Annotated in this window: 11 protein-coding genes; all 11 read right to left on the minus strand. The window is 41.6% G+C overall.

All coding sequences use genetic code 11. From position 1 onward, the window contains the following. Positions 1-83: 83 nt before the first annotated feature. A complete protein-coding gene (locus tag ABRT01_RS01295; protein WP_269411615.1) occupies positions 84-1880 on the minus strand; it encodes a cation:proton antiporter in 1797 nt (598 codons plus the stop codon). Between the two features lie 459 nt (positions 1881-2339). Beyond that, a complete protein-coding gene (locus ABRT01_RS01300) occupies positions 2340-3191 on the minus strand; it encodes an ROK family protein (RefSeq protein WP_269411614.1) in 852 nt (283 codons plus the stop codon). Positions 3192-3207: 16 nt separating this feature from the next. After that, on the minus strand, positions 3208-4131 hold the full coding sequence (rbsK, locus tag ABRT01_RS01305; protein ID WP_269411613.1) for a ribokinase: 924 nt from the start codon (positions 4129-4131) through the stop codon (positions 3208-3210). Positions 4132-4341: 210 nt separating this feature from the next. After that, a complete protein-coding gene (locus tag ABRT01_RS01310; protein ID WP_269411612.1) occupies positions 4342-5058 on the minus strand; it encodes a ferredoxin--NADP reductase in 717 nt (238 codons plus the stop codon). Positions 5059-5336: 278 nt separating this feature from the next. Further along, complete coding sequence (locus ABRT01_RS01315; protein WP_269411611.1) at positions 5337-6455, minus strand: hypothetical protein; 1119 nt, start codon at positions 6453-6455, stop codon at positions 5337-5339. Between the two features lie 274 nt (positions 6456-6729). After that, positions 6730-7413 carry a uracil-DNA glycosylase gene (locus ABRT01_RS01320; RefSeq protein ID WP_269411610.1) on the minus strand — a complete coding sequence of 228 codons (684 nt, stop codon included), beginning with the start codon at positions 7411-7413 and terminating at the stop codon, positions 6730-6732. A gap of 359 nt (positions 7414-7772) precedes the next feature. Beyond that, complete coding sequence (locus tag ABRT01_RS01325; RefSeq protein WP_367746130.1) at positions 7773-9113, minus strand: CitMHS family transporter; 1341 nt, start codon at positions 9111-9113, stop codon at positions 7773-7775. 135 nt (positions 9114-9248) lie between these two features. Further along, positions 9249-9971: a response regulator gene (locus ABRT01_RS01330; protein ID WP_269411609.1), complete on the minus strand. Its 723-nt coding sequence runs from the start codon at positions 9969-9971 to the stop codon at positions 9249-9251. Further along, the gene (locus ABRT01_RS01335) at positions 9964-11583 is read right to left on the minus strand and encodes an ATP-binding protein (protein ID WP_269411608.1); all 1620 of its coding nucleotides are present in this window, start codon (positions 11581-11583) and stop codon (positions 9964-9966) included. Before ABRT01_RS01335 ends, ABRT01_RS01330 begins: the two co-directional genes overlap by 8 nt. Positions 11584-11634: 51 nt before the next feature. Continuing rightward, complete coding sequence (locus tag ABRT01_RS01340; protein WP_269411607.1) at positions 11635-14727, minus strand: AAA family ATPase; 3093 nt, start codon at positions 14725-14727, stop codon at positions 11635-11637. Between the two features lie 15 nt (positions 14728-14742). Continuing rightward, entirely contained in the window at positions 14743-15936 is a 1194-nt protein-coding gene (locus ABRT01_RS01345; protein WP_269411606.1) for an exonuclease SbcCD subunit D, read from the minus strand. Positions 15937-15957 lie beyond the last annotated feature (21 nt).

Below are 15957 nucleotides of genomic sequence, written 5' to 3' on the forward strand. Positions count from 1 at the left end.
TCCTCAACTTATATTTTTTTTTCAATCCACACACCTGTAATCGATGGAAGTGAACTGTATTTATCATATTTGGTTAACTGTACCTAACGATTTTCTCCAAGCAACACAAGCTGATCGCCATCATCTAACGTAAACTTTTGCCGGAATGTAATAAATTCGATCGTATCATCCTTCTTTTTAATAAATAATGGTGTTCCCAGATGCAGGATATCATCCTTATTTACTTTGTGCTTTTCATCAATAGCGACCGTTTCCAACGAATAGTTCGTATTTATTTGTCTATTTAACCTCCGAAAAAGCGCATGCTCGCCAAACAGCAAATGGCTATTCAATGATGCAGGAACTTCTCTTTCCGCTTCCTGTTTTCCAGGCGATTCAACGGGTAAGACAAATGCATTGTTATAACCAAATTCCGGAACATAGGACTGGTACACTAACGCATTATAGGCAGCATCACCGGTCATGACCAAGATGGTCTCATATGGTACCAAGTCAATTTCAAATTGTGTATGCTCTGCAAGAATCTGACCGAGGTATGTATCGATTCCCTCATCCATTGCCGGTTGCAAACGATCCTCAGAAATATCGGTGATTAGTACCGGAATCCCGAATTGTTTTAAGCTTTTTGCCAGTTCAACGGAAAAGCTGCTGGCTCCGACAATTAAAACTCCTGGTGGTTCAGAACTAGCCAGTTGCAGTTTTTTTGCCAGCGGTCCAATGGTAAACCCATGCGCGCACACCGTAATAAAAACCAGTGCAAACGTTAATGCCGTCAATAACGACGCATCTTTGTAACCATCATCTAGCAACAACGAGGCAAAATACCCGGAAACAGTGAGTGCTACCACACCACGGGGAGCAATCCAACCAATCAGTGTCTTCTCGGCAATGGAAAGCTCTGTTTTGATCGTTGAAATCCAGATCGATAACGGCCTTACAATAAATAGCATAACCAGCACAAATCCGATAATCGGCAGTGTGAATACTTGTCCAATCACTTCTCGTGTCAAAGAGGCGGTCAGTAAAATAAAAATGGTGGATGTCAAAATCACAGAAATGTTTTCGACAAAGTGCCCAACATTTTCAATCGACGACACATATTTTTTCGAACGGCCAATGCTAAGCCCCATGATGGTCACTGCGAGCATTCCCGTTTCATGCATCACTACCTCGCCAATCATAAAACATAATAAAACAAATGACAGGATAATTGGTGATTTCAGGTACTCTGGAAACCAGCCTTTACTAACCATAATGCTGACGACAAGACCGACAACGAACCCAAGGATGACTGCAAATATCGCACCTAAAAAGAAATTCCACAGATATTGAAACGATAAATGTTCATTCACCAATATTTTAATCACTTGATAGGCAAACAGTGCCAATAACGGACCAAAAGGATCAACAATAATTCCTTCCCATTTTAAAACTGTTGCTGTCCGTGATTTTAATTTAGCCTGCCGAAGTAACGGAATGATCACCGTCGGGCCTGTTACAATGAACAATCCACCGATAATAAACGCAACTTCAAGACTTAGACCGGCGATATAGTAGGCAGCAAGTGAGCCACCGATCCATGCCAGAAAAGCGCCAAAGGTTACAATCCGAAATACCGACTTGGAAATCCCCTTTAGTTCCCGTACATCAAGACTTGAACTTCCTTCAAACAAGACAACAGCAACAGCCAGCGAAATCATGGGGCTGTATAAATCGCCCAATGCTTCTTTCGGATTAATCAGTCCAAAGATCGGGCCAATTAACAACCCGGCAATGGACATAATTACAATCGATGGCCACTGAATGCGCCAGGCAAGCCATTGGGAAAAGATCCCTAGTCCAAGAATGACAACAATACTAATTAGTGCTGCTTCTTCCATAAACTAAACGCCACTTTCCATTTTAAATTTGCACAAATTCTTTCCCCCATAGTTTAGCAAAAAATGGCGTATTTCACTAGCGGCAACCTTGATTTCGGTTTGTCGTTTACTGTAATCATGGAAAATTTGCGTTATTTTTGAGTGAAAACAAGCGTTACTTGGCAATAATATTGCAGTGGGCAAACTAATTCCGGGAAACATCAACCCATTTCCAGAGACATCAACCTGGTTTGCACAAGCATCGACCCATTTCCTGGAACATCAACCTAATCTATATAAACTTCGACCCGATTTCAGGGTTATCAACCTAATTCACATAAACTTCAACCCGTTACAAGAAACATCGACCAAATAAGTTTAGTTGACTGGGCTCAATCCTTGGTTCAATTAGCTCCCCAACCCGATTCTTCTACGGGACGGGCAATGCTGTGATCAATGGCTTTGACGGGGCAAGCTCCATTATTGCCGCAACAATTCCATTGCTCCTCTTATGCCCTGTTCATCATTGAGTTCTGGGGCAACAATTAATTTATCCATATTTTCAACGTCAAGATAACTGTTTAATAATTCCCGAAATTTTTCACGAATCCGCGGGTATAATTGTTCTTGTTTCATGACTCCACCACCCAAAATAATTCGTTCCGGAGATAGGACAAGGAAATAATTCATGATTGCTTGTGCCAGATAATAGGCTTCCAGTTCCCATACATGTACATCATTAGCTAGTTCAACACCTTTTTCCCCATACCGTTGTTCAATTGCCGGGCCAGAGGCAAGTCCCTCCAAGCAATTTCCGTGATAGGGACAATTCCCGGCAAACGTGTCATCCTTATGTTGCTGAATGAGTAGATGTCCCATTTCCGGATGGCTTTTACCAATATATGTTTTCCCATGATGGACAAAGCCGGCGCCAATTCCTGTTCCGACCGTAATGTACATACAACTGTCCACATCTTTACCGGCACCATACAGGTACTCCCCCAGTGCTGCGGCATTAACATCGGTATCAATAGAAACAGGAATTTGTAAATCGGTTTTCAACTTGGTTAATATATCATACTGTTTCCATTTCGTTTTCGGCGTGTTTAAAATGGTACCATACGTATTGCTTTTTTCATCCAGATCAACTGGTCCGAAACAACCAATTCCAACCGCATCCGCATGGTGTTGCTGAAAAAATTGTCGAACCTGCCGCAGTGTTTCATCCGGTTCTGTTGTTGGAAAGCTTGTTTTTGCGATTATTTTCCCAGATTCATCTCCGACAGCACAAACAAATTTCGTTCCGCCCGCTTCAATTCCACCTAATAACATGATAGTTCTCTCCCTTTTACTTATGTTGTTCATTTAAAAATGCGGTCAGTTCAGCTTCCGTTGGGTAAGAAGTTTGTGTTCCATGTTTTGTCACACTCAGCGCAGCAAAGGCTTGGGCACGTTTGATTGCCTGTGCAACATCTTCTGTTTGGATAAATGAATGGGCAAAACAACCAATAAATGCATCTCCGGCACCTGTTGTGTCAACCGCCTGAACTGTATATGCATTAAACCGTTGGACCGTATCTTTTGTTACCCAGAGCACCCCACGACGACCCAGCGTAATAATTACATTTGTGACCCCTTTTTCAAGCAGGTAGTGCGCCGCCTTAAGTACCTGATCTTCTGTTTCCACTGGCATTCCGGAAATCAGCTCCAGTTCTGTTTCATTTGGAACCACAAAATCGCACATGGTAACGTATTGAAAATCTAAATCTTTTGTCGCCGGTGCCGGATTAAAAATAACTGGTATACCATGTTGGCTGCCGAATTCGATCGCATGATAAACCGTTGGGATTGGCACTTCTAATTGCAGAACGATAAGTTTACACTGTTTTAATTTATCCGCCGCTTCATCGATATCTGCTGGTTTTAGATGCTGATTGGCGCCTTTAATGATAAGAATCCGGTTTTCTGAGTTAGGATCAACAAAAATGGGAGCAACGCCACTAGTTGTTCCCGGAACTTTCTTCGTGAATTCGGTATTAATTCCGTGTTTTTCAAAATTTGCAATCGTATTATCGGCAAACATGTCATCCCCTACTTTGGTAACCATCATCACATCTGCCCCTAGTTTAGCTGCTGCAACAGCCTGATTGGCACCTTTTCCACCACACCCCATCTCAAAATTTGGTGCCTCAAGCGTTTCACCTTTCTTTGGCATTTTATCAATATATGTAATCAAATCTACATTGTTGGATCCAATTACCGCAATATCCACAATCAATTCCCCCTTCGTTACAACACTTTACTTTAGCTTAGCCCAAAATCAAAAACAAGTCTACTGGTACAAAGGGACAGGCACCTTATCCCACCAAATTTATCCAAATTTGATTAGTGATCCCACCCGCTAACCATCGGATGATATGAAAAAACAGGTACACGTTCCGGCAAAAGAACGCATACCTGTTACCTTGAGATGAATGTTTAATTAATAACCGGAAAATTCTTCAGCGCGAATATTATCTTCATTTGCCCCTGCATCAATTAACATTTTCTGCATTGCCTGTACCATATCGGCCGGGCCAGCAAGATAGTAAATTGGTGCACTAACATCAGAAACATATCGTTTTAACATTTCCGCATCAATATGACCACTTTCACCGTTCCATTCAGTAGCATCGGTTTGTGTCATCACCGGCACAAATGTGAAATGAGCGTTTTTATCCTCCATTTCCTGCAAATCAGACTGAAAAGGCGCGTCTTTAGGTGTTTTATTCGAATATAACAGCGTGATATCATGTGATGTTTGTTGGTTTGTGGCCTCTGCAATCATGCTGCGAACCGGGGTAATACCAATACCGCCAATTAGAAATACAGCCGGTGTAGATTCCGTTTTATGCAGGGTGAAATTACCATGCGGTGCATCGAATTTTACCTCGCTTCCTTCTGGTAAATCTTTCAGTACCCGTTTAAAAGCAGAATCCCGTAAACGAGTTGTGGTTACCAATTTATCTTCACTGGGCGCGCATACAAATGAAAAAGCTCTTGTATTTCCTTCATCATCTGTTTCGCTAGGATTAATTAAGGTAAAATCTCCAAACTGTCCTGCCTTAAATTCAAATCCCTCTGGTTTTTCCCAATGAAAAGCCATCGTATCCTTGGCAACCATTTCCTTTTTAAGTAATTTAATCGTATACTGTGCCATTCCAAACATCTCCTTTCAGCTATAATTATACACCTACTTAAAAAATCTCTGTAGACAAAAGCCTTCATACCTATGTCTACTTACACTTTACCATAAATATACCAAATCAAATCTTTGAGACAAGGGAACAGACTAAAATTACTGAATAAGTATGTCTCCCTCTTTGCTCGAGCGGATTCGAGTTGACTGGGCGCATGAGCGTTGATCAAGCAGGCGTAAATCTAATCAAAAGGTTGTAGAGCATGTGCATCAAGCCCTTAACAAATCCACTACACCCATTATTGATAATCAATAACTGCCGGAGCCGGGTCAAGTTTTAGAACGTCCTCCGGAGAAAGCAGTGGATCATCATTTTTGTAAAATAGTTTAAATCCACCGTACTGAATTGGCTGCTTCCTGACTAACTTCCCATATGCACTCATTTTGATTGCCGGGTCCCCAAATCCATCATAGTTTAGGGGTACTTCAACATGTTTGGTTGGTTTGATTTTTTCCTTGTTTGTAACAATGCCATTACCAAATTGATGAACCAGTACTATTTTGTCTGGCAGATTGTTCTCTTCGACTAATTTGTCAACATATTCGACAGCTTCTTGAATGTCCTCCCCATCGACTTCACCTAGATCTTCGCCGGGAATTTCACCTTCCCCAACACTGTATTCCGTGTCAATCGCCAAGTGAACATGTGGTAATTTTAAATAGGGTGCAACCTTTTTTAGTTCGTCCATCACTTCCGCCCGTCCCAATTGGATATCTAAAAGTAGTAATGCATCATGTTCTTCAGCCAACTTGGCATATTCATCAATCACCTCTTTAGAAGGCTTGGCAACATACAATCCATCCGGACCCGGTGAGCGCTGTGCGACTGTAGCAATTAATTCGATCGTTGGTATCGCCGGCCGATCTGGGTCAATTTTGGAATATTCTTCTGTTTGTTCTTTCAATTTCTTCATCATTTCATCGGGGGGATATTCACCTAGAATCCCCATGTTTTCCGACTTCGGTGTTCCATAGAAGGCAACCAGCCGATGATCTTTAAGCGGGCCATTGGAAGTATCCTTCTTATCCTGTAATAAGGTCTGTCCGAGCGAAACCGTTCGTGCGCTTTCCTCACCATGAGCCTCTTGATCCGGCATTTTTTCTTTTTCTTCATCAGAATAATTGGTTTCCAGCAATTTTGCATCCTCAGGTGGTTTTATTGCCTTAAATGGCTTGGTAACAGTCTTTTGTTTATCCCCTTGTTCTTTCTTATCGCCAGTTGTAGACTTATTAACCTTTACCGACTTTTTATCATTATTTTGTTCATCCTGCTTGGAAACTGTTGTAGTCGTTTCTGCACACGCTGCCAGTAGCAACGTTCCCATGACAAGAAAAAGGATAGTTATTTGTTTCCTCATAGTTCACTCTCCACATCTCAAAAATATCTATGTAAAACCGTCAAATTCCCACTTAAATTTACAATTCCCGCATGAAATACTTTTAAACTCAAAATGGACGTTGCACCCGAATGCGGGACATAGGGACGGCTCTTTTATCCTTTCTGCGGTATCTATGTTATTTTCCCCTGACTGCACAAAAATATTGCAACATGGGCATGGGATAAAGTGTCTGGTTAGCGACGCACAAACTCGAGTGCGCACTTGCTGGGATATTTCTCCTTATCTTAGGTATTTAATTCAGATTTGGAACCTCCCAATTTATTTCCTCCAGCCCAATTTGCTTTAATATCCGATTTGTCTTGGAGAAAGGCCTGCTTCCAAAAAAGCCGCGATGGGCAGATAACGGACTGGGATGAGGTGATTTGACAACATAATGCTTTGATGTATCAATAAGTTCTTGTTTCCTTTGAGCAGCCGCACCCCAAAGGATGTAGACAACCGGATTTTCCTTCTGATTCAACGACTCAATTACCCGGTTGGTAAAAATCTCCCACCCCATTCCTTTATGTGAGTGCGCTTGCCCGGCCCTAACCGTTAAAACAGTATTTAATAGTAGTACACCCTGTTCCGTCCAGCTGCCCAGGTACCCATGATTTGGTATTGCGCAGCCCAAATCGTCCTGTAACTCTTTAAAGATATTTCTTAATGATGGTGGCTGGGATATTCCAGGTTGTACGGAAAAACTCAGACCGTGCGCTTGATTCGGACCATGGTAGGGGTCCTGACCAAGAATGACCACTTTTACCTGTCCAAAGCCAGTGAAATGAAGGGCGTTAAAAATATCATACATGTCCGGATAAACCGTTTGTTGAGTATACTCTCTTTTTAGAAACTCCCGTAATTGCAGGTAATACGGTTTAGAAAACTCTTCATCAAGTAACGGCGCCCAATCGTTTTTTAAAATTTGTTTTGGCATACCTATCATCCTTATTAAAAAAATCGATACATGCAATTCCATTTCTATTATAGTAGCTTGCCTATCAAACTAGCAACGAGAAAATTCCTTTTTGAAGCAACTATAGGAAACATTATCTCGGCTTGATTTCTCGGAATGTGGGACTTGAATCTACCGTGAGAATTAATCCACAATTAAAAAAAGACCCGTCTATACTTGGGTGAAATCCGTTATTTCTTCAAATACATTATTTAATCAAGTGACGATGTTTGTTCAACTCCGGCTATTTAAGAAAAAAGGACGAAGCTCATATGCTCTCCGCCCTTTTCCCAAATTCAAAGTGTATTATTAACCCGTTAACACGATAGTACCCTTTGTCACTATATAACTATAATCCCCATAAATACGGCGATAATTAATAAGATAATACTGAGCCCCCACATCCAGCCGAGGGAATAGCGAATATGTCGTCCCATTTCCAGGTTGGCAAGACCCAATGCAAGCCAAAGCGCCGGAGAAAATGGGCTGACAAAGGTGCCGACAATGTTCCCGATAATCATGGAATATGCGGTAGATAATGAATCGACTCCAAAACCGGAGGCAATTTGTTCGATAACAGGCAATAATGCAAAGTAATAGGCATCGGTACTCAATAATAAATCGAACGGCACACCCAAAACGCCAATAATGATATGCAAGAATGGTGCAACAAATGCCGGTAAAACTTTCACGACATCTCCAGCAATGGCATCGAGCATCCCTGTTCCGGTTAAAATCCCCAAAAATGAACCCGCAGCCAGAATAATAGTAGCCATCGTGAGTGCATTCGGCGCATGTGTCTGAATACGTGCCATTTGATCTTTTACTTTCGGGTAGTTAATCAGCAAGGCCAAACTAACACCGATCATAAAGGCAAAACCGGGTGGAATGATTCCCCATACCAAAATAGCAATGACACCAATCGTTAGAATGACGTTCACCCACAGTAATTTTGGACGAGCAAGCGATTTTTCCTTCTCCGGTACGTCACCTTCATTTTTGGGATCATCATCTTCCGCGGCGACATCAGCAGCTGCGGCGGCTTCAACCGAACCATATTGTTTTTTGATTCGTCGTTGTTCGCGATATCCCAATAGCACTGCTAATCCAACCATCAACACCATCCCGATGATTTGGATGGGAATTAGCGGTCTCCATAGTTCCGTAACATCGATATTTAAGACCGATGCGGTTCGTCCAAGTGGCCCTGCCCATGGAATCATGTTCATGATACTGGCGCTTCCGCCAATTAATAGCAACAGAAAATATGGATTCATTTTCAACCGTTTATACAGCGGTAATAATGCCGGAATGGTAATTAAAAAAGTTGATGCTCCTGAACCATCCAAATGGGCTATAGCGGCGATTAATACACTTCCCACACTAATGGCAATCACGTTCCCCCGTGAAATCGCAATCAAACCATTGATTAACGGATCAAATAAGCCAACGTCCGACATAATTCCGAAGAACAATATTGCGAAAATAAACATAATCGCAACGTCCATGACATCAGCAACACCATCACCAAAGAAATCACCAATTTTCGACATACCGAAACCGGTAGCAAACGCTCCGAGAATCGGAATTAGTAATAACGGTATAATTGGCGTCATGCGCCCGCTAATAAGTATTAGGACAATGACCAATATGGTTACAAAACCGATTAAACTAAGACTCAATGTTATATCTCCCTTCTGTTTTCAAAATTAGATCATTTAACGGTGAAAACGTTAACAAATAAATGACTTTTTATAAAATACCATGAATAGAAGGGGGAGATAAACCTTCTATTCATAAAGCGATTATTTTCTATATTACTCATTTTGTTCATAAGTTTCACGAAGGATATATTGCCGTTCTGGTCTGCCTACATTTCCATACAAAAGTGTTGGTTGCACTCGCTTAATAGATACTAGATATTCTAAATACCTTCGAGCTGTCGAACGACTTGTTCCAATTTGTTTGCTTAATTCAACCGCTGTAATGCCGTTGACTTTTTGCTTCTGTAATAAATCGGTAATTTCATCCAATGTAATCGAATCAATACCTTTTGGCAATTTGTCATTGGATTTATTAGCAGGAAACACGGAATTTACCGTACCTGTAAGCATGTCTATGTCATCCTGGTTCAACTTTTCCCTGGACGCCAGAAAACTTTTTCGTTGCTTAAACCTCGTCAACATTTGTTCAAACCGCTTCGCATCCACAGGTTTTATAATGTAATCTATGATCCCGCCCCGGAGAATTTCGCTAATTGTGCTAGTTTCCGCAGCAGCAGTCACGATGGCAATATCCACATCATGATAGAACGTACGCAACTGCCAAAATAGCTCCAATCCCTCGACATCCGGAATATATATATCTAATAAAATCAAATCAACTTGGGTGTCAGGACTTTGCAAAAAAGTGAATGCTTCCTGAGCGGTTTTTGCACAATAGTCAACAACAAATCCTTCCACCTTTTCTACGAATTGCCGCTGGATTTCCGCAATTCGAAAATCATCTTCAATAATAAGCACATGAATGCTATCAGACATTGTTATCACCTTCATCTTTTGGTATGATCACGATAAAGCAAGCTCCACCAAGATCTCCTTCTTCCAACATGATCGTTCCGTTAACTTCTTGTAACCTGTGTTTGGTCAGTGCAAGGCCTGTTCCACGGTGAGATCCTTGTTTCGTGGAATATCCCTGGTCAAAAATATGTGGTGCCTCGTCCATGGAGATTCCTGATCCAGAATCATCCACCTCCAAAATGACATCTTCTCCTATGTCGGTAAAGAAGATAGCAATCTCCCGCTGATCATCCGGGTTCTGTTTCAATGCATCCATCGCGTTTTCAATCAAGTTTCCGACCGCTGTTAACAAGGCATCTTGCTTATCTCCTTTAAACCGGGTTGTTAACTGACTGTCTGGATCAATCGACATGGTAATCCCAAGCTCGTTTGCTTGATTGATTTTCCCCTGAAGAAGCCCTTGAACCATTGGATCAGCAATATGTTTCACCAAAAACTCTGACCATCCTAACTGACTATCACTTTCCTTTTTGATAAAGGCGATCGCTTCATCGGTCTGATCCAATTGAAGCAAACCTAGAATCGTATATAGTTTATTGGAAAATTCATGTGTCTGCGCCCGCTGTGCATTGGCATATTGCTTAATTTGCAGTAACTCATTCGTGACATGTTCCAGCTCTGTTTTTTCCCGAAAGGTTGCTACTGCGCCAACAATTATATGGTGACGAAAAATGGGCATGCGATTCACAAGAACAACTGTGTCACCGAGGACCATTTCCCGATTATAATGGCTCTCCCCATTTTTCAAAACCGCGAATAACCCCGTATGCGGTAGAATCTCCTGAATGGGTCTGCCAGTATAACGATCATCTGATACTGTTTGATGAAACAAGATCCGCTGGGCCGCTGCATTAATCATCGTCACCATCCCTGTTTCATTAACGGCAATAAGCCCTTCATGGGTTGACTGCAAAATGGCTTCCTTTTGAAGTAATACTTGGGAGATTTCCTCTGGTTCCATCCCTGATAACAATCGTTTTAAATAGATGGAAATCACAATTGCACCAATGATTCCCACTAGAACAACCCCTGCTAGCGTGATCCATACCGATTTACTTTGCCGTTGAATGATATGCTGAACATCATTATTCAAAAATCCAACCGATACGACACCGATAACCTTGCCATTCTTATCATAAATCGGTGTCTTGCCACGAATGGATAACCCCAGTGAGCCTACCCGCTTCGATGTATATGATTCACCACTTAGTGCGCGCTCATTATCCCCGCCAACCATTTTTTTACCCAATTTGTCCGGGTCGGGATGTGAGTAACGGATCCCTTTTGTGTTTCCGACGACAATAAATTCTGCACCAGTCTGCTGTTGAATGGGCAGAACAACCTTCTGGATCACCGAAGCCGGATTTTCCAATTCAAAAGCAGCTTGTATTTCCGGCATGTTTGCTACACTTTGTGACACACTTAACGCCCTTTTGCCAATTTGTTCCTCCATCGTCTTAGAAATAAACGAATGAAGAAACAGGCCAAAAATAACACAAATGCCAATTACCAACACACTAATCGACACAATCATTTTCCATTTCAAATTAAACCTTTTCCCCGGATAAACCATGATGATAACTCCTTTGCGGGACACGGGGGCAGAGGAACCGTCCCTTTGTCCCTACTTGACGACAAACTGAGTGTGACTGTGACCTTCTCTGGTTTTCTTGACTTCCAATACTGCCGGGAAGATATTTTTTAACTCTTGGACGTGGGAAATGACGCCGATCATCCGGCCTGACTGTTGCAAGTCAATTAAGGCATCGATGGCTTTATTTAATGATTCTTCATCCAATGTACCAAAACCTTCATCAATAAACATCGTCTCAATCGATATATTCCCTTGAAAACTTTGAATCACGTCAGACATTCCCAATGCCAGACATAAGGAAGCATTGAATTTCTCTCCACCGGACAGTGTTTTGACATCCCTCGTTTGCCCTGTATAAGCATCGTACACATCCAAACCAAGTCCGCTTTGTCTGCCGTGGGCTTCCTGACGCTCACTACGGATTAGGAAAAACTGACCATTGGATAACCGCTTCAAACGTTCATTAGCTGATTCGATAATTTGCTCCAAATATTCGATTTGCAGATACCGCTCAAACGATATTTTTCGGCTGTTTTGTCCCCGGAGTACATCGTATAAATCGGTGATACTGCTTAATTGTTTTTCCAAGGCTTTCACCTGTTCATTAGCATCGCGGATATTGGCGATTAATTGCCCAGCCTCCCGAAAATATGCTTTTGACTGATCCCGCTTATTTAATGCCGATTCATAGGCTTGTTTCAATGTTTCCAATTGTTCCTGTAATGCGCTCAAGTCAGCTTTTTGCTTACCATTTAACGATGTCTTTAGCTCTTGTACCAGTTGTTTCGTAGTTGAAAGGTTCTGCTTAAACTGCTCAATGGCTTGGCGCAAATCCTGCCGTTCCTGATCAGATCGTTTTGCTCGCTGGTATGCTTCTTCGGTAGAAAATCCGGTCGTATCAAGTGCTTGATAAAAACGCTGCTCCGCTTGCTCAAGTTTTGCAGTTGTTTCTGCAAGCTGTTTATTGGCATGTTCCGAATTGGATGCTGCTTTTGTTTGTGCCTCTTTTGCCTGTTGCAGCTGTTTTTGTGCTGTTTCCCAAGCTTGTTCCAGTTTCGACTTTCGTTGTTCGGTTGTTTTGATTTGCTTTTTCAGTTCTGTTAAAACCTGTACTTCTTCCGGGATTTGCTTTAATCGATCCTGGTAAACCGCACGGGCTGACTCATAAGCTGTTTTTAATTTCTGATAATTCTTATCCAACTGTTCCTTTTTTTCTTCCAACTGTTTGCATTCATTCTGTAAAGTTTCTTGCGTTCCTTTTAAAGTTTGCAGTTTCTTTTTAGAAGCTCGCAACTCCATGACTTCTGCTTTCAATTTTTTCCCCGCTGTAACAATGCGATCTCGTACAGTTTCAGCATCATCGGTTGTGATCGAATAATCCGCAAGTTTCTGCACTTTTTCCTGTAGTGTGTCTTGATTCAAGTCAACCTTGGCAGATGCATCACTATAATCCTTATCCTTTTTATCCAATGCTTTCTTTGCCGCTTCCAGTTGTTGTTTTGTCACCGCACCTTTAGAACTTATTGCTTTATTCGGATGCTCTTTACTGCCACAAACAGGGCAAGCCTCGCCATCGTGCAAATGATTTGCCAAAACAAACGCCTGATTATTCAGCCATGCCTGCTCCAATTCTTGATAAAAACGCTTTTTGCTTACAAACTCCTGCTTCTTTTCTTGTAAAATTTGTTCCAATTCTGCTTGCTTAGCCTTCGCATCCAAATAATCCTTCAACATATCGGATTGTTTACCTAACTCCATCAATTGCTCTTGTTTATCCGGTAATTGATCAACCTTCGTATCCAGCTGCTTTATTTCACCAGTCTGCTTGTCCAGCTGGTTTTTCTTTTCCGTTAGAGTTGCTTGCATTTCAGTAACATCTTTAAATGTCCGTTTTCCTCTGTTCTGTAAATCCTGTAATTCCTGTTTTTGCTGATCCAGTTCTTCGACAATCGGCAGATATCTTTGTAACCGATCTAGTTTTTTACGAACATCCTCCTGCTCCGATGCTTTCTTTTCCTCTTGCTCATAAACTTGCTTACGTTCACGAAGCATTTCGTTTGCCTGTTGAAGCGATTTTTCGGCATTTTCTACGTTCTGCTTTTTGGCTTGTTCATCCTGACGCCATTCCATTAACTGTTTTTCATAGGCTTCCAGTCCAGCCGCTTGTTCAGCCTGTTTTAGCTGCTTTTCCTTCTCGTCATATTCCACTGTCTGTTGTTCTAACTTACTTAAATGAATCTTTTTGTCTTCAAGTTCCTGGAAGCGTTCATTTAAACTCTTGGCTGCATGAAATTCAGTTTGCTTTTTGTCATGAGCTTGATAGGCCTGTTCATACGCTTTCTGGTCAGCCATAATTTGTTGCTGATAAAACGCCACTTCCTGATCCAATGCATGAAGCACTTGATTGACGTTGTAATGCTCCTCACCCAACACTTGAAAAACAGGCGACCCATCACGTTCGGGTAAAGTTGCGCGGATATTTTCGACATACGTATTGCGTTTTTGTTCTTCTTGTTGATATTTTTCGGAAATCAAATCCTTTTTATAGCGTAAACGTTCACTAATATGTTTGTACGGTTCGGTTTTGAACAAACGTCTTAAGATATCTTCTTTATTTTCCGTTTGTGAGGTTAGTAATTTACGAAACTCCCCCTGTGGCAACATCACAATTTGTTTAAACTGATCCTGTGTTAATCCCATTAATGTTTCTACTTTTTTATCAATCTCGGAAACAATTTGCCTGTCAACACATGGAGATTCACCACCATCAACGAGCTCATAAAATTCATACCGTTCTCCCGTTTTCGTCTTATTCCCCTTTTTCACATGACCTAACTGGCGAAGTATCCGGTAAACCTTGTTATTTAATTCAAATATCAGCTCAACCGATGTATGGGTATCATCATTAGCAAATTGACTGCGCAGCATATTATTATTTTCCCGGTCCTGACCACTTGCTGCTCCGTACAACGCAAAACAAATTGCATCAAATATCGTTGTTTTTCCTGCACCGGTATTTCCGGAAATGACAAATAATTTATTATCCTGTAACTCGTTAAAATCAATGGTTGTTTTATCTTTATACGGACCAAATGCCGTCATGGTTAGAGTTAGCGGTCGCAATTGTTACTCCTCCCTTTATGAATGTGCAACGAAATTCTTTTGTTTGATGTCTTGTTGTGTTTCTTTTTCCTCGGTTAGCAGTTCATCCAGTACCTCTTTAAAAATAGTCTCGGTTTCCTCCGATGCCTTTTCCCCCTTGACTTCTTCGTAAAAAGCATGAAATAACTCCAGCTGACTGCGATTGCTGCGATTATTAATTTCCTTTGCTTCACCAGTTGGGGTCATCAAGTAATTTTTCCGTGCCACATGCATCGCATTCGGGTAGACCGAACGAATTTTTTCCATTGGCGATAAAACCGGTGTCTCGTCCAGCAAACGCACAAAAACATAGTCTTCATTTATCGGATGCGTTAAAATTTCTTCCATTGTGGCCTCGACCGTTCTTATGTCCCGTTTTGGAATGAGTTCCCGTTTTTCAATGGTAACTTGTCCGTCCGCATCCATATCAACTACATGAAATCCCTTTTTATGATGCTCCTCGGAAATCGAATATTTTAAAATCGAACCAGAATAGCGGATCGTTTGACTAGATACATAGTGTCCTTGGTGCAGATGGCCCAATGCGGTGTAATCGAAGTTAGAATAATGGCGAGCATCCACATATTCTGCCCCACCAATTGCCAGCGGACGTTCCGAATCACTAGTATTTTCTTCTTCCTCTCCAAAAGGGGTGACAAACGCATGTCCAACAAATACATGACGTTTAGTTGGATCCATTTTTTCAATAATCTCTTGAACTATCTTTTTAGCAGCATCGTCATGGGTATGGATGGTTTCATCGGCAAAAATGTTCCTGACAACACTCGGATCTGTATAGGGGACAAGATGGAAATATACCTCCCCGTGTTCATCGTGAAGAATGACTGGGTCGAGATCTTTCGTTACATTACCAACCATGTACAAACCATTGTTTTCCATCATTTTACTGCCAAAATTTAAACGGCTTGGACTATCATGGTTCCCCGCGATAGTCAAGACAGGCGTTTGCAGCTTTAGCACGATCGTCTCCAATACATCATTGAGTAGATGAACAGCTTCCGTTGGTGGTACGGCCCGATCATATAAATCCCCCGCAATAATCACCGCATCCGGCTTCTCCTGTTCCACCGCTTGAATGAACTGCTCCAGTATGTATTCCTGATCCTCTGTCATATATACACCCTGTACAAGCTTTCCCAAATGCCAATCCGCCGTATGAAAAAACTTCATCTGCAACACTCCTCCCACCTA

Source organism: Lentibacillus sp. L22 (assembly GCF_040812445.1).
Classification (GTDB): Bacteria; Bacillota; Bacilli; order Bacillales; family Amphibacillaceae; genus Lentibacillus_C; species Lentibacillus_C daqui.

Bases quoted from the DNA above. Each gene is read 5' to 3' on its own strand.
- ABRT01_RS01335 (WP_269411608.1), bottom strand. From the start codon at position 11,583: ATGGTTTATCCGGGGAAAAGGTTTAATTTGAAATGGAAAATGATTGTG.
- ABRT01_RS01320 (WP_269411610.1), bottom strand. From the start codon at position 7,413: ATGCCAAAACAAATTTTAAAAAACGATTGGGCGCCGTTACTTGATGAA.
- ABRT01_RS01295 (WP_269411615.1), bottom strand. From the start codon at position 1,880: ATGGAAGAAGCAGCACTAATTAGTATTGTTGTCATTCTTGGACTAGGG.
- ABRT01_RS01315 (WP_269411611.1), bottom strand. From the start codon at position 6,455: ATGAGGAAACAAATAACTATCCTTTTTCTTGTCATGGGAACGTTGCTA.
- ABRT01_RS01345 (WP_269411606.1), bottom strand. From the start codon at position 15,936: ATGAAGTTTTTTCATACGGCGGATTGGCATTTGGGAAAGCTTGTACAG.
- ABRT01_RS01330 (WP_269411609.1), bottom strand. From the start codon at position 9,971: ATGTCTGATAGCATTCATGTGCTTATTATTGAAGATGATTTTCGAATT.
- ABRT01_RS01300 (WP_269411614.1), bottom strand. From the start codon at position 3,191: ATGTTATTAGGTGGAATTGAAGCGGGCGGAACGAAATTTGTTTGTGCT.
- ABRT01_RS01310 (WP_269411612.1), bottom strand. From the start codon at position 5,058: ATGGCACAGTATACGATTAAATTACTTAAAAAGGAAATGGTTGCCAAG.